21 protein-coding genes and 1 tRNA gene are annotated in these 20,805 nt (G+C 62.2%); 10 read left to right on the forward strand and 12 right to left on the reverse strand.

The genetic code is table 11. From position 1 onward, the window contains the following. Nucleotides 1-80: 80 nt before the first annotated feature. On the reverse strand, nt 81-485 hold the full coding sequence (locus WA950_RS11860) for a helix-turn-helix domain-containing protein (RefSeq protein ID WP_424551905.1): 405 nt from the start codon (nt 483-485) through the stop codon (nt 81-83). A 157-nt stretch (nt 486-642) separates the two neighbouring features. Between WA950_RS11860 and WA950_RS11865 the strand changes: the two genes are divergently transcribed. The 3 genes from WA950_RS11865 to WA950_RS11875 all read left to right on the forward strand — a co-directional run bounded on the left by WA950_RS11865 (nt 643) and on the right by WA950_RS11875 (nt 4,964). Continuing rightward, the gene (locus WA950_RS11865; RefSeq protein ID WP_424551906.1) at nt 643-1,593 is read left to right on the forward strand and encodes a DMT family transporter; all 951 of its coding nucleotides are present in this window, start codon (nt 643-645) and stop codon (nt 1,591-1,593) included. 97 nt (nt 1,594-1,690) lie between these two features. Continuing rightward, complete coding sequence (locus WA950_RS11870) at nt 1,691-3,643, forward strand: acetyl-CoA carboxylase biotin carboxylase subunit (protein ID WP_424551907.1); 1,953 nt, start codon at nt 1,691-1,693, stop codon at nt 3,641-3,643. A gap of 76 nt (nt 3,644-3,719) precedes the next feature. Beyond that, complete coding sequence (locus tag WA950_RS11875; RefSeq protein WP_424551908.1) at nt 3,720-4,964, forward strand: hypothetical protein; 1,245 nt, start codon at nt 3,720-3,722, stop codon at nt 4,962-4,964. On the opposite strand, the gene lipB is transcribed toward WA950_RS11875, so the two are convergent. After that, nucleotides 4,937-5,683, reverse strand: coding sequence for a lipoyl(octanoyl) transferase LipB (gene lipB, locus WA950_RS11880; protein ID WP_424551909.1), 747 nt, complete (start codon nt 5,681-5,683; stop codon nt 4,937-4,939). The genes WA950_RS11875 and lipB overlap by 28 nt on opposite strands. Nucleotides 5,684-5,878: 195 nt before the next feature. Between lipB and WA950_RS11885 the strand changes: the two genes are divergently transcribed. Beyond that, a tRNA-Leu gene (locus tag WA950_RS11885) sits at nt 5,879-5,963 on the forward strand. Between the two features lie 108 nt (nt 5,964-6,071). On the opposite strand, the gene WA950_RS11890 is transcribed toward WA950_RS11885, so the two are convergent. Beyond that, nucleotides 6,072-6,569: a peptide deformylase gene (locus WA950_RS11890; protein WP_424551910.1), complete on the reverse strand. Its 498-nt coding sequence runs from the start codon at nt 6,567-6,569 to the stop codon at nt 6,072-6,074. Nucleotides 6,570-6,871: 302 nt separating this feature from the next. On the opposite strand from WA950_RS11890, the gene mgtE reads away from it, so the two are divergent. Next, entirely contained in the window at nt 6,872-8,302 is a 1,431-nt protein-coding gene (mgtE, locus tag WA950_RS11895; RefSeq protein ID WP_424551911.1) for a magnesium transporter, read from the forward strand. Between the two features lie 118 nt (nt 8,303-8,420). Beyond that, on the forward strand, nt 8,421-8,807 hold the full coding sequence (locus tag WA950_RS11900) for a MerR family transcriptional regulator (RefSeq protein ID WP_424551912.1): 387 nt from the start codon (nt 8,421-8,423) through the stop codon (nt 8,805-8,807). Nucleotides 8,808-8,825: 18 nt separating this feature from the next. Here the strand turns inward: WA950_RS11900 and WA950_RS11905 are convergent, their stop codons facing one another. The 3 genes from WA950_RS11905 to WA950_RS11915 all read right to left on the reverse strand — a co-directional run bounded on the left by WA950_RS11905 (nt 8,826) and on the right by WA950_RS11915 (nt 11,110). Beyond that, complete coding sequence (locus tag WA950_RS11905) at nt 8,826-9,299, reverse strand: methyltransferase family protein (RefSeq protein ID WP_424551913.1); 474 nt, start codon at nt 9,297-9,299, stop codon at nt 8,826-8,828. Nucleotides 9,300-9,304: 5 nt separating this feature from the next. Next, entirely contained in the window at nt 9,305-10,267 is a 963-nt protein-coding gene (locus WA950_RS11910; RefSeq protein WP_424552043.1) for a heparan-alpha-glucosaminide N-acetyltransferase, read from the reverse strand. 153 nt (nt 10,268-10,420) lie between these two features. Next, nucleotides 10,421-11,110, reverse strand: coding sequence for a DUF599 domain-containing protein (locus WA950_RS11915; RefSeq protein WP_424551914.1), 690 nt, complete (start codon nt 11,108-11,110; stop codon nt 10,421-10,423). Nucleotides 11,111-11,684: 574 nt separating this feature from the next. On the opposite strand from WA950_RS11915, the gene WA950_RS11920 reads away from it, so the two are divergent. Both WA950_RS11920 and WA950_RS11925 read left to right on the forward strand, forming a co-directional pair. Further along, complete coding sequence (locus WA950_RS11920; RefSeq protein ID WP_424551915.1) at nt 11,685-13,085, forward strand: L-serine ammonia-lyase; 1,401 nt, start codon at nt 11,685-11,687, stop codon at nt 13,083-13,085. Nucleotides 13,086-13,161: 76 nt separating this feature from the next. Beyond that, nucleotides 13,162-13,599 (forward strand): DUF1489 family protein, encoded by a 438-nt coding sequence (locus WA950_RS11925; RefSeq protein ID WP_424551916.1) that lies wholly within the window; start codon nt 13,162-13,164, stop codon nt 13,597-13,599. Nucleotides 13,600-13,612: 13 nt separating this feature from the next. Here the strand turns inward: WA950_RS11925 and WA950_RS11930 are convergent, their stop codons facing one another. From WA950_RS11930 to WA950_RS11955, 6 genes are all read right to left on the reverse strand, one after another. Continuing rightward, nucleotides 13,613-13,891: a hypothetical protein gene (locus WA950_RS11930; RefSeq protein WP_424552044.1), complete on the reverse strand. Its 279-nt coding sequence runs from the start codon at nt 13,889-13,891 to the stop codon at nt 13,613-13,615. A gap of 169 nt (nt 13,892-14,060) precedes the next feature. Beyond that, a complete protein-coding gene (locus WA950_RS11935) occupies nt 14,061-15,512 on the reverse strand; it encodes a D-alanyl-D-alanine carboxypeptidase (RefSeq protein WP_424551917.1) in 1,452 nt (483 codons plus the stop codon). 93 nt (nt 15,513-15,605) lie between these two features. Further along, nucleotides 15,606-16,394 (reverse strand): hypothetical protein, encoded by a 789-nt coding sequence (locus WA950_RS11940; protein WP_424551918.1) that lies wholly within the window; start codon nt 16,392-16,394, stop codon nt 15,606-15,608. A 248-nt stretch (nt 16,395-16,642) separates the two neighbouring features. After that, nucleotides 16,643-17,242 (reverse strand): transglutaminase-like cysteine peptidase, encoded by a 600-nt coding sequence (locus tag WA950_RS11945; RefSeq protein WP_424551919.1) that lies wholly within the window; start codon nt 17,240-17,242, stop codon nt 16,643-16,645. A 466-nt stretch (nt 17,243-17,708) separates the two neighbouring features. Further along, nucleotides 17,709-18,323, reverse strand: a complete 615-nt coding sequence (locus WA950_RS11950) for a PilZ domain-containing protein (RefSeq protein ID WP_424551920.1) — start codon at nt 18,321-18,323, stop codon at nt 17,709-17,711. Between the two features lie 119 nt (nt 18,324-18,442). Next, nucleotides 18,443-19,108 carry a PAS domain-containing protein gene (locus WA950_RS11955; RefSeq protein ID WP_424551921.1) on the reverse strand — a complete coding sequence of 222 codons (666 nt, stop codon included), beginning with the start codon at nt 19,106-19,108 and terminating at the stop codon, nt 18,443-18,445. A 293-nt stretch (nt 19,109-19,401) separates the two neighbouring features. On the opposite strand from WA950_RS11955, the gene WA950_RS11960 reads away from it, so the two are divergent. Then, entirely contained in the window at nt 19,402-20,142 is a 741-nt protein-coding gene (locus WA950_RS11960) for a rhomboid family intramembrane serine protease (RefSeq protein ID WP_424551922.1), read from the forward strand. A gap of 185 nt (nt 20,143-20,327) precedes the next feature. Beyond that, a complete protein-coding gene (locus tag WA950_RS11965; RefSeq protein ID WP_424551923.1) occupies nt 20,328-20,756 on the forward strand; it encodes a CBS domain-containing protein in 429 nt (142 codons plus the stop codon). Nucleotides 20,757-20,805: the final 49 nt, after the last annotated feature.

A 20,805-nucleotide genomic window follows, 5' to 3' on the forward strand; every position in this document is an offset into this window, starting at 1 on the left:
CTTGTCTCCTATGCGGATTCTATTTCGGCTCGACCATTGCAGAGCCTGCCGAGGGTCTCAAGTGTGGGAATGGAAAAATGTCAGCCTTGATCTTTTCTGATCAATTTGGCGATCTCGGCTTCGAGCGCGGCGATCGCCTTGCCTGTCTGGTCGTGTAGCTGGTGGACTTCCTGCAACTGGCGCAGCAATGGATGGAGCAGTTCGTCGCTCGCCGGCTCCGCCGGGGCCTCGCCGATGCCGGCAATCAACCAGGACGGTGAAACCGAAAGCACGCCAGCCAACATGAAGAGCGCCTTGGTGTCGGGTTCCGCATGGTCCCGTTCCCAGCCGCTCACCGTTTCCTCCGGCAGGCCGATGCGGGAGGCGAGTTCTTCGAGAGACAGGCCCAGCGCGTCGCGAGCCCGCCAGATGCGGCCGCCGAGCGTGTCGCCATCGGCGCGGCCCGAAGGGAAGGGGATGGTGTTGCTTTCGCCGGGAAAGGTCATCACGGCCTCCATTGTCTTCTCAAGCAAGTTTACAGGCAATCGGGGATAGCCTTCTACCTCAATTGCGCCGCTTTGCGCCGCCGCCTGTAACAGCAGGATTTACCGCATTGCTCGCCGGCGCAAATGAACTATGCAGGAGCGAGCGAGGAGAACTGCCATGAACGTGAAGGCCAGCACCACCGACCAGGCCGGCGGCAACACGATGCAGGGCGTGGCGCTGATGGCCGTCGCCATGCTGATGCTGCCCTGCATGGATGCGATCGCCAAATACATGGCGACATTCGCCGGCATGTCGCCGGGGCAGGTGACGTTCTACCGCTTCTTCTTCCAGCTCGTCTGCACGGTCCCGCTGATCTTCACCGCGGCCGGCAGCGCGACGCTCCACCCGAAACGACCCTGGTTGAACCTGTTGCGCGGCGCCATCCACGGCGCGGCGAGCCTGCTGTTCTTCGCGGCGGTGAAATACATGCCGCTTGCCGACGTCTTCGCCATCTATTTCGTAGAGCCTTTCATCCTGACCGCCATGTCGGCCGCCTTTCTCGGCGAGAAGGTCGGCTGGCGGCGCTGGCTCGCCATCATGGTCGGCTTCGGCGGCGCGCTGATCGTCATCCAGCCAAGCTTCGTGCTGTTCGGCTGGACGGCGCTGCTGCCGGTCGCCTGCGCCTTTCTCTATTCGATCTATCTCTTCATGAACCGCGCCATTGGCGATGCCGATTCGCCGCTGACCATGCAGACCATTGCCGGTTTCGGCGGCACGATCTTCATGGGGGTCGCGCTGTTCCTCGGCGATTCTGCCGGTATTGCCGATTTTGCCCCGTCGCTGCCGTCCTCTGTCTTCACGCTGATGTTGCTGGTCATCCTCGGCGCGCTTTCCGGTTATGCCCACATTCTGGTCGTGCGTGCCTTCCGCATGGCGCCGCTCTCGCTGCTGGCTCCCTTCCAGTATTTCGAGATCATCTCGGCGACGGTGCTCGGCTATGCGATCTTCGGCGATTTTCCGACGCCCTCTAAATGGCTCGGCATTGCGATCATCGTCGCCTCCGGTCTCTTCATCATCTGGCGCGAGCACAAAACCCGCAAGGCATCGGCCGATATCGCCTTCGACTAAAGTGCCTGCTTCAAAGGGCGAATTGCTCGTCTCGCGCCGTTGAACGGGCGGGCTGTTTGTGGCTACAACTCCTGACATGAAATGCCGGGAGGAAAGCATGTTCAAGAAGATCCTGATTGCCAATCGCGGCGAGATTGCCTGCCGCGTGATCAAGACGGCACGAAGGATGGGCATTGCGACAGTCGCGGTCTATTCCGACGCCGACCGGGATGCGCTGCATGTCGAGATGGCGGACGAGGCCGTGCATATCGGCCCGGCGGCGGCGGCGGAGAGCTATCTCGTCGCCGAAAAGATCATCGCCGCCTGCAAGGCGACGGGCGCAGAGGCCGTGCACCCCGGCTACGGCTTCCTTTCCGAGCGGGCAAGCTTCTGCGAGGCGCTGGAGGCGGAAGGCATCGTCTTCATCGGCCCCAAGCCGAGGGCGATCCGCGCCATGGGCGACAAGATCGAATCTAAGAAATTCGCCAATGCCGCGAAGGTCTCGACCGTTCCGGGGTATCTCGGTGTCATCGAGGATGCGGTCCATGCCGAGCGCATTGCCGGTGAAATCGGCTATCCGGTGATGATCAAGGCGTCCGCCGGCGGCGGCGGCAAGGGCATGCGCATCGCCTGGGATCAGGGCGAGGTACGCGACGGTTTCGAGCGTGCCCGCTCCGAGGCAAAAAGCTCCTTCGGCGACGAGCGCGTCTTCATCGAGAAATATATCGTCGATCCGCGCCATATCGAAATCCAGGTCCTGGCAGATGCGCATGGCACGGCGCTCTATCTCGGCGAGCGCGAATGCTCCATCCAGCGGCGAAACCAGAAGGTCGTCGAGGAAGCGCCGTCGCCCTTCCTCGACGAGGCGACGCGCAAGGCTATGGGCGAGCAATCCGTGGCGCTCGCCGCGGCTGTCGAATACCAGAGCGCCGGAACGGTGGAATTCATCGTTGACCGCGACCGCAAGTTCTATTTCCTCGAAATGAACACGCGTCTTCAGGTGGAGCATCCGGTCACGGAACTCGTCACCGGCATCGATCTTGTCGAGCAGATGATCCGCGTGGCGGCAGGCGAGAAACTGACGCTGAAGCAGGCGGATATCAAGCTGAACGGCTGGGCGGTGGAAAGCCGGCTCTATGCGGAGGACCCGTACCGCAATTTCCTGCCGTCCATCGGCCGGCTCACACGCTATCGGCCGCCGGCCGAAGGCGTAAGTGGCGCGGCGATCGTGCGCAACGATACCGGCGTCTATGAGGGCGCCGAGATTTCGATGTATTACGATCCGATGGTGGCGAAGCTCTGCACCTGGGCTCCGACGCGGCTTGAGGCGATCGACGCCATGAGTGATGCGCTGGATGGCTTTACCGTCGATGGCATCGAGCACAACGTTCCGTTTCTCGCCGCCCTGATGCGCCATCCGCGCTGGCGGGAAGGACGCCTTTCCACCGGCTTCATCGCCGAAGAATATCCGGACGGCTTTGCGCCCATGGCGCCGAGCGCAGAGGAGGCTGCGATCCTCGCCCGTGTTGCCCTCTCGACCCACCTTGTCGATGCCGCGCGCCGCGCTGACCATATCGACCGGCTGCGCCCCGTCTCCCGGCAGCGCGAGGACTGGGTGGTGAAGATCGGCGACGAGTATCATGCGGTGTCGAGCGGGGACGCGGTGGAGAGCGGCTGGCAGCCCGGCGAAGCGGTCTGGCGCGGTGTCATCGACGGACGCGGCGTGACGGCACAACTTCGGCCGTTCCCGAACGGCATGCGCATCGACTGGCAGGGGCTTTCCGTGCGCACGCGGGTGTTTACGCCGCGCCTTGCCGAACTCGACGCGCTGATGCCGGTAAAGCTGCCGCCCGATACCTCGAAAATGCTGCTCTGCCCGATGCCGGGACTCGTCGTGTCGATTGCCGTCAGCGAGGGGCAGGAGGTGAAGGCGGGCGATATACTTGCCGTCGTAGAGGCGATGAAGATGGAGAACGTGCTGCGCGCCGAGCGTGACCTCACCGTCGGCGCGGTGCGTGCCAAGCCGGGCGAGAGCCTCGCCGTCGATGCGGTCATCATGGAATTCGCCTGACGGATTGTTCTTAACGTTTGTTAGGAAGTTGCCGCTAGCGTGATCCTTGCTCGCCATGAGGGCGAGGGAGAACGGCATGTCGACAACATTTTCGGTGACCCTGCTTCTGGCGATCAATATCGGCCTGATCTGGTTGCTGATTGCCGCGCCCGTCGGCCGCCGCACCCTACAGCTCACCCGCGTCTTTCATGCTTCACCGAGCCGCATCGCCGCGCTTGTCAGCCCGCTCGGCGCGGAGGCTGACTGGCACCCGTCGGTGCTCTCCAGCGAGCGGTTGTCGCTCGATCATGTCAGGCAAACCTTTTCCTATCCCGACCGGCGTGGCGATCCGATTACGCGGACACTGCGGGTGAGCGAGTCACTGGACGCCGAGGGCATCGCCTGCGAGACGCGGGTGATCGAAGACAGCGCGCTCGATGCGTCCTTCTGGAAAAACTATGTGGAGCGGCGCTTCCTTAGGCCGGTTCCGGGCGGCACCGTGCTGACCGTGGAGCAGACCGACCGCTACCGCGGAATCGCCTTCATGCTGTTTCGCTACGTCCAGCTTCGCCGGGAGATGAAGGCGCTAGACCGGTGGCTGATGACGGGAAAGGGCGAGGTGAGGGGCGTTCTGGAGCATCCGTTGATGCAGACGGGGCTTGCCGCGCTTTCCACACTGTTGCTCTGGCCGTTCTTCGGGCTCAATTCTCAGGGACTTCTGCTGTCCAGCCTGTTGACAGTGGTGATCGTGCTGCACGAGTTCGGCCATATGGCCGCCTACCGTGCTTTCGGGCACCGGCGGACACGCATGATTTTCGTGCCGTTGCTCGGCGGCATCGCCATCGGCGGACGACCTTACAATTCCCGCTTCGAGGTGGCGGTTTGCGCCCTGATGGGGGCCGGCATGTCGGCCTTTCTCGTGCCGCCCCTCATTGGACTGCATGACGTCTTCGGCAAGGCGGCCAGCGCCGTACTGCTCGTCTTCCTCCTGATCGTCGGTGCGTTCAATCTGCTGAACCTCCTGCCCATGCACCGGTTCGATGGCGGACAGGTGCTGCGGCAGGTCTTTTCCACCCGGCGCGGCCTTGTTGTCGCAAGTTTCCTCGTGACGCTGACGATCCTCTGGGTCGGCTGGCGGATCGGGCTGCCCTTGATGCTTCTGGTCGCCGGGCTTGCCGTCTTCACCGTGCTGAGCCTCATCGGGGCTGGTGGGGTGAAGCCAAGGCGGGCGCTCGATCCGATGACTGCGCCGCAGCGGCTGCTGGCCGGCTTCGGTCTCTACGCCGCAATCGTGCTGCACGGGTCAGCGATCATCTATGCCTGTGACTGGCTTTTCGGCTGACAGTCTGCGTCGGAGATCGTCGGGCCGAAGACGCGCTCGAACGAATCGCGGATGCGGACATCCGCATCGCTCATCATGACGGGCAGACCGAGATCGACGAGGCTCGTCACCCCGTAGCCACGGATGCCGCAGGGCACGATGCCGGAAAAATGCTCGAGGTCGGGATCGATGTTGAGCGAAAAGCCGTGGAAACTCACCCAGCGACGCAGGCGGATGCCGATGGCGGCGATCTTGTCCTCGGCGGGCGAGCCGTCCGGCAGCGCCGGGCGCTCGGGCCTGCGCACCCAGACACCGACACGATCCTCGCGCCGCTCTCCGCGGATGTTCATGGAATCAAGTGCGTCGATCACCACCGCCTCGAGCGCCGCCACGAAGGCGCGAACGTCCTGCCGGCGGCGTTTCAGGTCGAGCATCACGTAGACCACGCGCTGGCCGGGGCCGTGATAGGTGTATTCGCCGCCGCGGCCTGTGGAAAACACCGGGAATCGATCCGGCGCCACCAGGTCGGCTGCGTCGGCACTCGTGCCCGCCGTGTAGAGCGGCGGGTGTTCGACCAGCCAGACAAGCTCGTCGGCCTCGCCATTGGCGATGGCTGCGGCTTCGTTTTCCATGGTCTGGACAGCGATGTCATAGGGAACGAGGTCGGGCGCGACGCGCCAGCGCACCGGCGGTGAGCCGGGAATCGCAAAAAGGGATGCGGAGATGTCCTGACGCTGCATGATGGCCGTCCTTTTTGGTTCGTTGTGCCAGATATGGGGGCGATCATGCAAGGATTTCAGAGGTTTCCGCGCCTTTGCGAAGGGGCTGTTGAAATTGTTTCACTTTCCCTCACTTTTCTTGTCACACCGCCTTGTGTGTCCGAAAACCTTTTGCTACATGCACCTTCGTCGCCGCAAGACGACGCCTACCACGATGCGGTCGTGGCGGAATTGGTAGACGCGCAGCGTTGAGGTCGCTGTGGGGCAACCCGTGGAAGTTCGAGTCTTCTCGACCGCACCAAAAAAGACCCGCCGAAAGGCGGGTCTTTTTGATTCCGGCTGAATCAAACCCGTCAAGGGCTACGCCGGGTCGGTTCATGGTCGACCACCCCGGCTTTTTCCCTGCTGTCTATTGCTCGCCCATCTTGCGGAATTTCTTGACGATGCGCTCGCGTTTCAGGCGCGACAGGCGGTCGATCCAGAAAATTCCGCCGAGCTGGTCGACTTCATGCTGCAGGCAGACGGCGAGGAGGCCGTCCGCTTCATCCGTGTGGGTCGCGCCGGCAAGGTCCTGATAGGTGAGTCGGATGCGGGCAGGGCGCTCCACTTCGTCCGTCACGCCCGGCATGGAGACGCTGCCCTCCGTGTGGCGTTGCAGCTCCGGCGAAAGCCACTCTATCACCGGGTTCACATAGACGCGCTGTGAAAGCGGCCCGTCGAGCTCGATGACCGTCACCTGTTCGAGAATCCCTACATGGGCGGCCGTGATGCCGATGCCGGGCGCGGCGCGCATGGTGGCGGCCAGATCGTCCGCCATTTCCTTCAGGCGCGCATCGAAGGCCGTGACCGGCTCGCAGGGCATGCGCAGGCGCTGGTCGGGATAGCGGACGATAGGAAGGATCGCCATGGTTTCTCCGGGCTTTGATTGAACTCGCCCTCCCTAGCCTGTTTCCGGCAAAGGGAAAATCCCGGCCTTCCTGCGGCGTCGTCAACCATGTGTTTTTCATGAAACCGCAACAGATTGCGAAATTTTTATTTCGGGCCGTTTTTTGCCGCTTTCGGCAATGGACCGGCCGCGCTGTTTGCTTTAGCACCTTGAAAAGCGACGCCTCCGGCGAGGCGGCGTCGCGACAAACCTCTATGCAATCCCTGTCGTTTCTGCCCTGCCATGCTATTGGGCCGGACGAACCCGATACAAGGAGCGGCCCGATGGAAGACACCGGCGACGACGACCGTATCCATCAGGGGCAACCAGAGCAAAATACCTTCGAGGCTGAGGACATTTACGCCGAGGACGGCTCGATCCGCTCGGATTTCCTCATGCATGTCGGCGCGGCGATCGCCGACCGGGACCTGCTGTTTTTGCGCCGCCACGTCGCGCGGTTGCACGAATCGGAAATGGGCGACCTGCTTGAAGCCATCCAGCCGGAGCAGCGCCGCCAGCTGGTTTCGCTGCTCGGAGCGGACTTCGACCTCGCGGCGTTGACCGAGGTCGATGAGGCGATCCGCCTCGACATCGTCGAGCACCTGCCGAACGAGCAGATTGCCGCGGCCCTCGGCGAGATGGATTCGGACGATGCCGTCTACATCCTGGAAGACCTCGACCAGGAGGACCAGGAAGAAATCCTCTCCAAGCTGCCGTTCACCGAGCGGATCCGTCTGCGTCGTTCGCTCGATTATCCGGAAAGCACGGCTGGCCGGCGCATGCAGACCGAGTTCGTTGCCGTGCCGCCGTTCTGGACGGTAGGGCAGACGATCGACTATCTGCGTGAAGACGCCGACCTGCCGGAGAGCTTTTCCCAGATTTTCGTGATCGACCCCACGTTTCGCCTGCTCGGCGCCATCGATCTCGACCGCATCCTGCGTATGGCGCGCGGCACGAAGATCGAAGCGATCATGCGTGAGACGAACCATCCGATTCCGGCCGAGATGGACCAGGAAGAGGCGGCCCAGCTCTTCGAGCAATATGACCTGCTCTCCGCCGCCGTCGTGGATGAGAACGGCCGTCTCGTCGGGGTGCTCACCATCGACGACGTGGTCGACGTCATCCAGGAGGAGGCCGAGGAAGACCTGATGCGCCTTGGTGGTGTGGGCGATGAAGAACTGTCGGACACCACCATCGATACGGTCCGTTCGCGCGCGCCGTGGCTGCTCGTCAACCTCCTGACCGCGTTCATCGCCGCCTCCGTCATCTCGATGTTCGAGGCGACGATCGAGGACATCGTGGCGCTTGCCGTGTTGATGCCGATTGTCGCCGGCATGGGCGGCAATGCCGGTTCGCAGACGATGACGGTGACCGTGCGGGCGCTCGCCACCCGCGATCTCGACATTCACAATGCCTGGCGCGTCGTCCGGCGCGAGGCGGGCGTTGGTCTCCTGCACGGCATCGCCTTCGGCCTGATGATCGGCGCCGTCGCGGGCCTGTGGTTCCAGGATGTCAATATCGGCGGCGTTATCGCCGCAGCCATGCTGATCAACATGTGCGCCGCGGCCCTTGCCGGCATCATGATTCCGATGTTGCTCGACCGGGCGGGGGCGGACCCTGCCGTTTCCTCCAGCGTTTTCGTGACGGCCGTCACCGATATTGTCGGTTTCTCGGCCTTTCTCGGCCTTGCGACATGGTGGTTCGCCATCCGCTAGGGAAATTCCGGCAAAAGCGCACAGCGATTTTTCGTCCGGAATTGCGTTGGGAAACGAGAAAAATTGACTTATACGTAAAAGTCAATAAAATGCCTGTTCAGATATGATCGGAGCAGGCGTGGACAAGTTTTATACCATAACCGAGCTGACGCGCGAATTCGGGGTTTCCACCCGCACCTTGCGCTTCTACGAGGACGAGGGGCTGATCCATCCCGAACGCCGCGGCCGCACGCGTCTGTTCCGTCCCGCCGATCGCCGCCTGATCCAGGAGATCCTGCGTGGCCGCCGCATCGGCTTCACCATCGCCGAAATTCGCGACATAATCAAAGTCTACAAGGATCCGCCGGGCGAAGTCGGGCAGCTCGAATTGCTCATGGCGAAGGTCAGCGAGAAGCGCGACGAACTGCGTCAGAAGCGCCGTGACATCGAGGAGACGCTTACCGAACTCGACAATGTCGAGGAAGCGTGCCTCACGCGCCTTGCCGAAATCGGCGTCGGCACCTGATCCGCCTTTCGGCCGCTGTCAGATCCAGCGCGTCGTACCGTTGCAGTAGCGCTCGAAATCGATGCCGAACCGCGAGAGCAGGTGCAGTTCTTCGCGCTTGATCGCAATGACGCTTGTGATGCCTGCCGCCAGCATGGCCGTCACGATGCACCATGGATTGAGTATCGCAAGGCCAATGCCGGCGGTCGCCAGCGTGTATCCGAGATAGATGGGATTGCGGGTGAAGCGATAGGGACCGGAGGTCACCAGATGCGTGGAGCATCGGTTCGGCAGGATTGTCGTATGGCAATCGAGCAGCGTGCGCATCGCCCAGACATCCAGTATGACCGCCGAAAGAACCAGCCCACCGCCGGCCGCCCGGGCGATCCACAAGTTCGTTTCGGCCACCGCGAGCGGAAAGTACGCCTGGAGCAGAATGGCCGCCGCGATGGCCGCGCTGTAGATCAGCGGCGGCCAGGGAAAGGCGAGTGGTTTCATGCGATAGGCGTTCATGATTCCTACTCCTTGAGGTCGGTCCTCGTTTCTGCGTCGGCAGTGCATTGCGAAGAGAGCGCGGCGATCCGCTCGTCCTTCGTTACGTCGATCGCGCCGCGGTTCAGGTCGGCGAAGAGGTTCTGCTCCGTCAGCCGGTCGAGCGTGCATTTGCAAAAACTTTGGCAGAAGCCGGCGTTCTGCTCGACCTCGCAGGCCCGCATGCAGCTTCGGGTATAGTCCACCGCAGGGTCGGCGGCAGGCGCCGGAACCACGAGAGAAAAACCGTAGACCAGCGCGATAAGTACAGGCTGATGGATAAGGTAGATGGCGAGACTGTGGCGGCCGGCCTGTTCCAGCAGGCTTTTCCACCGGCTTTTCGTGCTCGTTCCCACGCCGGCGAGCCGCTGCGGCAGGGAACTGGCGACAAAGAGACGGGCAAGGGCGATGCCGAGCAGCACCGGCGCCATCCACGGAAGCAGCGGCACATAGTCATTCGAGCGTGGAACGTTGACGGATAGCCCGACCCACCACAGGGCCGGATGATCGAAGATCGGCGCGCGCAGGTAGAGCGGTGCGGCGACGGCGGCTGCGGCGGCAAGCAGGGTGACGGCGACAGGCAGCCTGACGAAGAGCAGGCCCAGAAGGCTTGCGGCGGCAATGGCGTGCAGGATGCCGAAGAAGATGAAGGTCTGGGGGAAGGCGAACCAGGTCGCAACCGTGATCAGTGCCGCCGCAAGCGCGATCTTGCCGAAGCGCATGAGGAACGGCCGCAGGCGAAAACCCTGCTGATGGCCAAGCACCAGGCTGAAGCCGACAAGGAACAGGAAGCTGCCGGCAATCACCCGCGCAAAAATGCGCCACCCGCCGGTCGTTGCCATTTGCGGGTCGGTATAGCCGAAAAAGCCAAGGTCCCAGGTGAAGTGGTAGATCGCCATCGCGATCAACGCGACGCCACGGGCCTGGTCGATCAGTGGAATGCGCGGCATGCGGCGCGTCGTGCCGTCACCTCCTTGCGCATTCCCGTCAATCACCGTGGTCGTCATGGTTTTCGGTCGCCGCATTGCTTTGGTCCATGGGAGGATGACACGCCAAGCTTGCGCCGGGCGGATGGCCGAAAGGTGGCCGTTGGGGTGGTTATGTCAGTCGAGGCGTTCCAGCACGCCGAGGCGCGCTTCGGAATAGAATTGCCGGCGCACGAGCACGATGATGATGCCGATGGTCGTCACGATGAACAGGTAGGGACTGGCAAACCAGCCGAGATAGCCGATCGACAGGAAGATGGCGCGTAGCCCCTTGTTGAAATGCTTTGCCGCAAGAATGTTCATGCGGATCACCTTGTCGGCGGCAAGATCGGCGCCGGCCGGGTCCTTGTGGATGTCGCCGCTCATCGGCATCGCTCCAAGCAGGATCGTGCAGTAGTTGAAGAGGCGGTAGGACCAGCCGAACTTGAAGAAGGCGTAGCCGAAGATGATGGCAAGGCCGCCGACCTTCAACTCGAAGCCGGCGCGGCTGCCACGAAAGAAGTAGGGCAGATCGCTGAAGATCGCAAAAACCTGTTCCGTTGCACCGAGGAGCGCGAAACAGCTGCCGAGCGCAAGAAGCGACGTGGAGGCGAAGAAGGCCGTTCCGTTCTGCAGGCCCGCCATGATCTGCGTATCGATCATGCGCAGGTCCCGGTGCATCGCATTGCGGATCCAGATGGCGCGCTGCGAACTCATGGCCCGGGTGAGGCTGATGCGATTGAAGAATTTCGCCCGGTCGGTGATCCAGGAATACCCGATCCACAGGGTGACGAAGATGGCGAGGGCGCAAAGGTCCGGTGTGCTCATGGAACAGCGTTTTGCCATGGATTGCGCATTTTGCAATGGGTGCGTCGCGCAACTTTCCGGCGCGTTCAGACCTTGGGCGAAAAGGCGGCAGGGCGGCGCGGGCCTATCTGCCCCCAACTGTCTGATTCTGCGACATGTCATGCGCTGGGCGCGGGGCTCCCATGCTCGCAATGCCTTGGTTTCGCCATCTTTCGTGATTGCAGTTTCACAAATTCTTCATTAAACAGGGCGCTGTGCAGCGCTGATCCCGGCTGCTGCATCCTATCCTTTCAATCGGGGAAATCATGGAAAGCACCGTTCAGAAATCCTGCTGGGGCGTTACGGCCCGCGCAGTGCTCGGTTTTGGCGCCGTTCTGGTTATCGCCTATCTCTTCGGCGGCATCTGAAAAGAGCCATCGATCATGACTACATTAGCAGCGCGCCCTCCCAGGCGCGCTGTTTTTGTTTTAATAGCCTGCGGGAGGGGAATGTCGCGCTTGTAAAACCCTATGTCGGCAGATCGCCATGGGTGCGCGTCATGATAACGTAGCTTCACGGGGCAAAGCGCCGCTGAGGCAAGGGAGAAGTCCGGGCAATGTTTCTTTCGGTTTTTGATGTTTTCAAGATCGGTATCGGGCCGTCGAGTTCCCACACGATGGGGCCGATGTCGGCAGCGAACCGCTTTCTGGACCTGATCCTTTCCGCCGACTGGCCGCGTCCGACAGGCGCGCAGGTGGTCGCCATCCGCATGAGCCTGCATGGTTCGCTCGCCTATACCGGCGTCGGCCACGGCTCCGACCGCGCCGTCATTCTCGGTCTGATGGGCGAGAAGCCGGATTCGGTCGATCCCGACCGGATGGATGCGATCGTCGGCGAGGTGGAGCGTACCGGCCGCATTACGCCGCCCGGCCATCCGGGATATGCATTCCAGCCGAAGACCGATCTCGTCTTCGACAAGAAGAACCCGCTGCCGGGCCATGCCAACGGCATGACCTTTACCGCCCATGACCGTGACGACCGGCTTCTCCTGAAGCGCATCTACTATTCCGTCGGCGGCGGTTTCGTCGTCACCGACACGGAACTCGAGCAGATGCGCGCCAGCAAGGCGCGCGCCAGCGACAAGAAGGTGCCGTTCCCCTTCGGCTCGGCCAAGCAGATGCTCGAAATGGCGGCGCGCTCCGGTATGTCGATCGCCCAGATGAAGCGCGCCAACGAAGAAGAGACCATGTCGCGCGAGGAGCTGGATGCCGGCCTCGACCGCATCTGGGGCGCGATGAAGAGCTGCATCGACCGTGGCCTCAAGAACGAGGGCATCATGCCGGGGGGGCTGAAGGTCCGCCGCCGTGCCCGCTCCATCCATGACAAGCTTCAGGAGGAATGGCGCTCGAACAAGGCGAACCCGCTGCTGGCCAATGACTGGCTCTCCGTCTACGCCATGGCCGTCAACGAGGAGAATGCCGCCGGTGGCCGCGTCGTGACCTCGCCGACCAACGGGGCCGCCGGTGTCGTGCCCGCCACGATCCGCTATTACCTGCATTTCCACGAGGATGCCGACCAGGACGGCATTCGTGACTACCTGCTGACGGCCGCGGCCGTCGGCGGCATCATCAAGCACAATGCCTCGATCTCCGGCGCGGAGGTCGGCTGTCAGGGCGAGGTGGGCTCCGCCTCCGCCATGGCCGCTGCCGGTCTTGCCGCCGTGATGGGCGGCACGCCTGAACAGGTGGAGAATGCCGCGGAAATCGCGCTCGAGCACCATCTCGGCATGACCTGTGATCCGATTGCCGGCCTTGTGCAGGTGCCCTGCATCGAGCGCAATGCCCTTGGCGCGGTAAAGGCGGTCACGGCCGCCTCGCTGGCGCTCAAGGGGGACGGCACGCACTTTGTGCCGCTCGACGCCTGTATCGAGACGATGCGCCAGACCGGCGTCGACATGAACGAGAAATACAAGGAAACCTCGACCGGTGGTCTTGCCGTCAACGTGGTGGAGTGCTGACGCTTCCGTCCGGTTGCCTGTGGAGTGCGACGCGGCGGCCTCTTGACCCGGCCGCCGCAAGAGCGTTCAAAGAGCCATGGCCCTTCATCTCATCAAACTCTGTGTCGGCGCGGACTCGATCGATGACCTGCGCGAATGGGTGTCCGAACGTTCGCTGATCGCGATGGCGGCGGGTATGGAGCCGCATTCCAGCCACATCACCCGCATGGTCCCCAAGCGCGATCAGGATCTGCTTGCCGGCGGCTCGCTCTACTGGGTCATCAAGGGGCAGGTGCAGGCCCGCCAGCAATTGCTGGACATCAAGACCTTCAAGGATGTCGACGGGATTTCGCGCTGCGAACTGGTGCTCGGGCCGGAAGTCATCGAGACCGAATTCCAGCCCCGCCGCGCCTTTCAGGGCTGGCGCTACCTGTCGCAGGAAGACGCGCCGCGCGATCTCAAGAACATGGGCGAGGGGACGGCGGATCTACCGCTGGAGCTGCGCCGGGAGCTTGCCGAACTCGGCCTGCTCTGAACCCTTTCACGCCTCAGCGAAGGCGCAGGCGCAGGCGCACCGGGTGACGGCGCTCGCTGACGCCGACATGGAGATGGATCCCGGCGGTCGGCTGACCGGAGCGCCAGGCGCGTGCGCCATGGGCAAGCAATGCGCCGACGAGATCCTTCGTCCTGTTGCGTGAACGGCCAAGACCGATGTCCGCGATCCGCATTGCCGCCTCGTGCAGCGGGTGGAGCGTGCCCTTCAGCGATCTGCGCTTTTCCTCGCGCTCGTCGGAGTGGACATCGAACAGGTTCTCGTTCATCGCCATGATCTGCCTCGTACGCATTACCCAATCGAGGATGGCAGAGCCCGTTTGAGCGGACTTGCCGGCCTTGCCCTGCGGCTTCCCGGTACGCAATACCTCACCGGTGGCCGTTGCAGGTGCAAGGCGGTAGTTCAGGGACATCGCCGTTACACGGCGCGGTCCGGTATCGTTGTTACTGCTGGCTTGCCCAGCAGGCGAAGCCCTTGCGCTTCAGCGCCTTGCAGGCGGCCGCCGCGCGATCCTGGTTGTCGAAGCCGCCGAAGCGGGCGCGGTAGAGCTGCTCGCTGCCGCTGTTGACGGCGACCGTGAAAGGCTTGGCGACGGAGAGCGCCTTGCCGCCCTGGTCCTGCGCCTTTGCCAGAAGCTTCTGGGCCTGGTCGCGGTCGGGCGTCGCGCCGATCTGGATCACCCAGCCGGACGGCGCGGTTTCCGAGACGGCGGATGTGGTAAGCCTGTCGACGCCGCTGGTGTCGCCCTGTTCCGTCAAGTCTTCCGGCGGAACGGCGGCGTCACGCTGGATCTTGAGCGTTGCGGCCAGCGCGCGCTTGCCGACGACTTCCGAAGCCGTGGCGGACGTTGCGGCATAGGCCGTTTCGATGCGGCTTTCATTGTTGTAGCGGTAGGTGGGGATCGGACCGTTTTCAGGCAGGTCCAGACCACCGCCTCGGATCGAAGCCGTCACTGCCTGCGTGGCAACTTCGGCGGTCAGCGTCGGGGCGTCCTTGGTCTCGGCGATCAGGTCGCCACCACCGCGCCGCGAGGCCTTCGGCATGTATGCAGCAATCAGCTTGCGCATCTGCTGGTCCCGGGCGCCGCCGGAGCGACCGCCCATGACGACCGCCACGACGCTGCGCCCATCGGCAATCGCCGAGGTTACGAGGTTGTAGCCGGAAGCGCGGGTATAGCCCGTCTTGATGCCATCGACGCCGTTCACGTTGCCGAGCAGGCGGTTGTGACCGTTGATGACCTGCTTGCCGAAGCGGAAGCTGCGCGTCGAGAAATAGGAATAGTACTGCGGAAAATGCTGGCGCAGGGCGATGCCGAGACGGGCCTGGTCGCGCGCGGTGGTCACCTGCGCAGAATTGGGAAGGCCGTTGGCGTTGCGGTAGACGGTGCGCGTCATGCCGAGGGCGCGCGCCTTCTGCGTCATGATCCGGGTGAATCGCTCCTCCGAGCCGCCGAGGTACTCGGCAAGCGCCGTGGAGGCATCGTTCGCGGAGCGCGTGATGAGCCCGAGAATGGCCTGCTCCACGGTGATGGAGTTGCCCGTGCCGACGCCGAGCTTGGTCGGCGGCTCGCTGGCGGCATTCTTCGAGAAGGGTACGCGGGATTTGAGGCTGATCTTGCGGGCTTCAAGCGCCTCGAAGGTCAGGTAAAGCGTCATCATCTTGGTCAGCGATGCCGGATAGCGCAATTCGTCGGCATCCTGGCTGTAGAGCACCTTGCCGGTCTTCGCATCGATGACGATGCCGGCATATTTCGGATTGGCTGCCGCCGGCGTCGCATAGGTGACGGTGACCACCATCCCGATTACCACCAGACTTTTCGCCGCAGTGGCAACTGCTTTGCAGGAGCGGGGAATGAAATCGAGGAATACGGAACGGGGCACTAGGTTACTCTTCATTCTCGGATTGCACATACGGTCCCGGCGCGGTCAGCCAGAACGTCCGGTTCGGGGACAGTAGCTGGATAGCGTTACCAATCGGTTTATGATGAATCATTGGTTGCTGAGATCGACGAAATTTTCTCGGTTGTCTGAGGTGGACGCAGAGCGGCCGTTTTTGACGAGGGATCCGCCCAGATAGGTGCGGATGCGCGCCTCCATGTCCTGCCACTGCGGCAAAAGTCTGCTCGAAAAGCGATAAAGCACAGAAAGATCGCGTCCGATGTGGATATCGCGCTGGCAATCCGCGCTGGTCGATTGCTGTGCATCCGCGGGAATCATGCAGCGGACGGCATAGTCGGACCCATCCGGCAGGATTCCGGTGAAGAACACCTCTTCTCCATAGCCCGAATTTTCCTTCAGGCGCTGTAGCGTGAGGCCCGCAGGGCCGGGTTCCGGGCGGTCGTCGAAGAGGTGGCTGTAAATCGGGCCGAGCCGTCCGGACATGTCCCTGGACATGGTGCTTTGTGAAAGGTTGAGGAAAATCAAGCCTTCAGGCCGGGTGGCATCATTGAAGCGGGCGCGCTCCGCATGCGAATAGCCATTCATGCCCGGCCAGGTGAGATAGAGGTCGACGCGCTCTGCCCGGCCAGTATGCCGCTGTTCCTCGACGCGGATCGCATTGGCCGGCAGACGCACATGGTCCTGGCCGATGATGGCGTCGATGGGTGTCGTATTCTCGGTATGCCCGGCAAGGGCGATGCGTTCGCCGAGTATGCGGCCCGTGACGCTGATGGCGACCGTCAGGGTGGCAAGCACCGCGACGCCGATCGTCAGGCGCGTCAGGAGGCGTGTGGGGAGAAGAGGCGCGTGGTCTTCGTTGCCGGTCGTTGCCGCAGCCATCTTCCCCTCGTGATTCCTTCGGCCTGTCCATTGCGGGACATTTTTTCGAAGGTTCCGCGAACAGGGTTAATTTTTGGTTGAGGGGATTGCTGTGCGCCCAAAAGGAAGCGGCCGGTTCCGGGACAGGAGAACCGGCCGCAGGGCCAAGGTCGGGACGGGGATTGGGGGACTGACCGGGCCCTTTTCTCGCGCCCGGCGAGCCCGCCGGGCAATTTCATCGTGCCGCGCCATGCAGCGCGCGCTAAGTGTTACCTGACGCTACCGACAGCTTCGGCGCGACCGTCTTGCAGCTTGACCCACTTGCCGGCATTGGCCGACGACTGGCGTTTCAGGAAGCGGTACTCGGTCTCGGACCAGAGCAGGACCTTGTTGCGCATGTTGTCGAGCACGAAGTCGCCGCGGTCGGTACGCACGGTCAGCACCGCATGGCCTTCGCCGTTCGGCTGCAGCACGACGGTGATCAGCAGGTTGGAGGCCGAAATGCCGGCTTCGATCAGGCGCTTGCGCTTGACGAGGACATAGTCCTCACAGTCGGCGGCGGCTTCCGGATAGGTCCACTGCTCCTCGACGCCGTAGATTTCCATGTCGGTCATCGGCACGAATTCGGTGTTGGCCGTGTAGTTGACGTTGAGGATCGTCTTCCAGTTTTCCTGCGTCAGCTTGAGCGGGCCGGTATCCTTGCCGGTCGGGCCGCATTCGTCGCTGTACTGCTTGCAGAATTCATAGTGGCCGATGGGCTGGTTGGTTGCGCCAGCCAGCGGCGTGTTGGCCGGCAATGCGAGGGCAGCCTGTGCTGCGACCAAGGAGAAGAGGAAAGCAAACGTCCCTGTCTTGATTTTTTTTGTCATTGCGTCGTCCCCGTTTGATGAGGTCACAATGACACGTATGTTTTGAGCTTACGCGAAGGCTCGAAGTATAGTTTAGTTCAAATCAAGGTCACATAAGAGCAAAACAAGAATAAAATTCGAATTTGATTTTATCTGTACTTGAAGCAAATTTGATTAAAATTGTAACGAATTTCCTCGGTGCTTGGGCCTGAAATTCTGGCGTAAATTATTGAATAGATATGGCTTTATCCCCTTTTCCGTGTGCGCCTGGCGGATCGCAAGGGGTGTTTCACGGCGGGAATGCCTCCGCCGCCGTGTCTTTCGGCCCGGCCGCCTGACCTCGCTTCGGTGTGTGATGTCGGGAAGGCGTCTGTGGGGCCATAAAATTTTTTTCGGTTTTTTTCTACCGCATCTGCACCGCCATGAAACAGCAAAAGGCCCCGCGGGGCCCTTTCATGGTGTCGGTCTTTCCAGTTGTCCCGAAATGCTACAGGAAAGCGGTCAGGGAGTCTTTCGACTGCACGGAGGAGAACTCGATGGCGACGCCCTCCTGGAAGTGGCGGACGACGCGGCCCTTCATGTTGCCGAGCTGGACTGCGGTCCCGAGCGCCGGGCGCACGTCGATATCGACGGCTGCGCCGGAAAGCGACAGGTCGATGATGCGGCAGGGGTAACGGCGGCCATCGTCCAGCAGCAGGTCTGTGCGGGTGTTGCGCGGGGTAAGACGGTCGTGGCGACGATCTTCCGGCAGGCCGAGTTCGTGTTTGTTGGCAATCCAGGTGAGCTGGGCTGCTAGTTTTTCGCGCTTGCGGTCGGTTGCATTCAGGGCAATGGCGAAGCCGCGGTCGTTGAGAAGTGCAACTGTGCCTTCGATGCGGCCGAGATGATCGACATAGGCGATGATCCGTTCGCCCATGCGCGGACGGGCGGTGCAGGTGAAGTTCGCGTCGCCTGGCGACATGTCGACGACGGTGCAGTCATATTCATCGTGGCTGGCAAGCATCAGGCGGCCGGCAAGGTTGACCGCAACGCGCTGGAAGCTGCGCTGTTCCTGCTGCGGATTCCTGGCTGCTGCGGGCGATGCTTGCTGAAAAGAATACATGAACGCGCGTTGCCTAATGATCTTATCTCTTTCCAAGGCTTAACCTTTCTGGGTTAACAGAAGGTTTGTCGCAACTGTAAAATATCGTCGCAGCCTTGCGGTTTGACAACCTGGAGATGTTATCGATCGCGCCAGTGGTCCTGGTGCCTCTGCATGTCGTTACCCTTGCGTCCGCCTTCGAAAATTCGCAGGTGCATCACACGGCTCACGGCCTGGCCGAGGCCTGCCGGTCGCATGGCCATGACCGAAGTCGGAACGGGGGTCGGTTGCCGGCTGCCGGCAAGAGTGCCCGCCCGCTCGGCATCGATGACCGAGAGGGAGGTGAGCGTTGCGTATCGGAAGGCCGCCAGCGGCTGGCGCTGGCCGGGCAGGGGGGCGAAGCTCCCAATGATGCGGTCCGCGGCATTGCCGCTGGTCGCCATGGGCAGCAGCACGACTTCCGCGTCGGTCGTCTCCGCTGTGCCATCGACGAGCTGTATGTCGAGAATGGCGGGCGCGGCCTGCGCCATGACGTTTTGTGCGATCTGCACGACGCGGCCGCGCTGGTCGGGCGCAAACAGACCCGCGAAATCAGTGCCCTTCAGTTCGCGCCCGAACTGCGCACAGAAACGTGTTCCCGCAAGCCGGAAGCGCGGCGGTTGCAGTCTTCCATATTCCAGAATGAAGACGTCCGGCAGGATGGCGGCGATCGCGACGGGCTCTATGGTAGCGCGCAGCGGCACTGCGTGCTCGCCGCGTTGGCGTGTCCAATAATCGAATAGCGCCGTTGCGGCTCTGGTCTGCATCTTCACTTCCACTCGCTTGTGTTCCGTTGCGGCACGCAAAATGCGGCGCACGGGGCATTTGAGAATGACTGAGCGAGTTTCGTGCCAGCGCGATATTAAGGTTAACGATTGGTTTCGATTGCGCAGCCGTCCGGCTTGAGCGACCCTCCAGTCATCCCCTCCACGAGGGAATGGTTACTGCACATTCTTTTCAGCCCCGGGGATTGGGGGCACGGGCCGTCAGCGAAAGCTGCACGGCCTTTCTTTTATCTATATAAGCGCGACTCGTGTTTTCAAGAGTCTGGTGGTTGGTCATGAGTAGCGACAGCGTTGACGTACAGGGGAGCGGGCCCGGGATCCGAAAGCGGGAGCCGGCCTTCAACCTGCCGGGAAGCCTCGTCTTCGCATTGGGTTTGCTGACGCTGATCCACGTCGTGCGCACCTATTTCCTGTCGGCATCGACCGATGAATTCGTGGTGCTGGAATTCGGTTTCATTCCGGCGCGCTACGCCATTCCTTTCGCCGAGCAGGATCTGGGCTGGCTGTGGAGCCCGGTCACCTACTCGCTGCTGCATGGCGGCTGGGAGCACCTGGTCTTCAATGCCTTCTGGATGGTCGCGTTCGGTGCGCCGGTGGTACGCCGCATCGGCCTCCTGCGCTTCTTTCTCTTCTGGTGTCTTTCGTCTGCCGCGGCCGTCGCCTTCCACACTGCGCTGCATTGGGACGAGATGATCCTCGTCGTCGGCGCCTCCGGCGTCGTTTCCGGCCTCATGGGCGCGGCCGCCCGCTTCGTCTTCTCCCCGAGCGGGCGCATCAGCCGGCAGTTCGCCCATCTCAACCGGCGGCTCACCATTCCCGAGGCGCTTTCCAATCGTTCCGTGCTTGTCTTTTCCGGCATCTGGTTCCTCACCAACTTCCTGATCGGCTTCGGCCAGATCTTCGGTTCGGCCGCCGGCGGAGCGATCGCATGGGAAGCGCATATCGGCGGTTTCCTGTTCGGATTCCTTTTCTTTCCCCTGTTCGACGTCGCAAACGCCGACAACCGTCGGGATTAACGATAGTCCATTCGCGGTCTTGCAATCGCCTCTATCGTGGCGCACCATAAGCCTGTTCCGGTTCGCACATGCACACCGGAGCAGGGCAGTATCCTCAAGGAGGAAGCGGATGCAGCCCACGTACTGGCAGGGCATCCCTGCGGGTGTCCCGCCTCTCAGCGTCATGATGCACACGGGAGGTACGCATGTATGTGAAGGCGATACTGGACGAAAAAGGCCGCAACGTCGTGACTGGCGGCCCGCAGCTCACCGTAAGGCAGGCTGCCGTCTATCTGCATGAAAATCATATCGGCGCCATCGTCATCGTGGATCGCAACGACCGCATAGCGGGCATTGCGACCGAGCGCGATATCGTGGCTGCCGTGGCCCGCAACGGGGCCGAATGCATGGACAAGCCCATTTCCTCCATCATGTGGGGCAACGTCTATCGTTGTGACGAAAATCAGGGCGTCAACGAACTCATGGAAATGATGAGCAAGCTGCGCGCCCGCCATATCCCGGTGGAAAAGGAAGGACGCCTCGTTGACATCGTTTCGATCGGTGACGTGGTGAAGTCCCACATCCGCGCCATGCAGAATGAAGCGGATGCGATCAAGGCCTATATCTCCAGCTAAATCTGGCAGCCTGAACGGTTTCGGGCGGGACGATTTTTCGTCCCGCCCG

Source organism: Shinella sp. (assembly GCF_049651085.1).
In the GTDB taxonomy this organism is placed as follows: Bacteria; Pseudomonadota; Alphaproteobacteria; order Rhizobiales; family Rhizobiaceae; genus Shinella.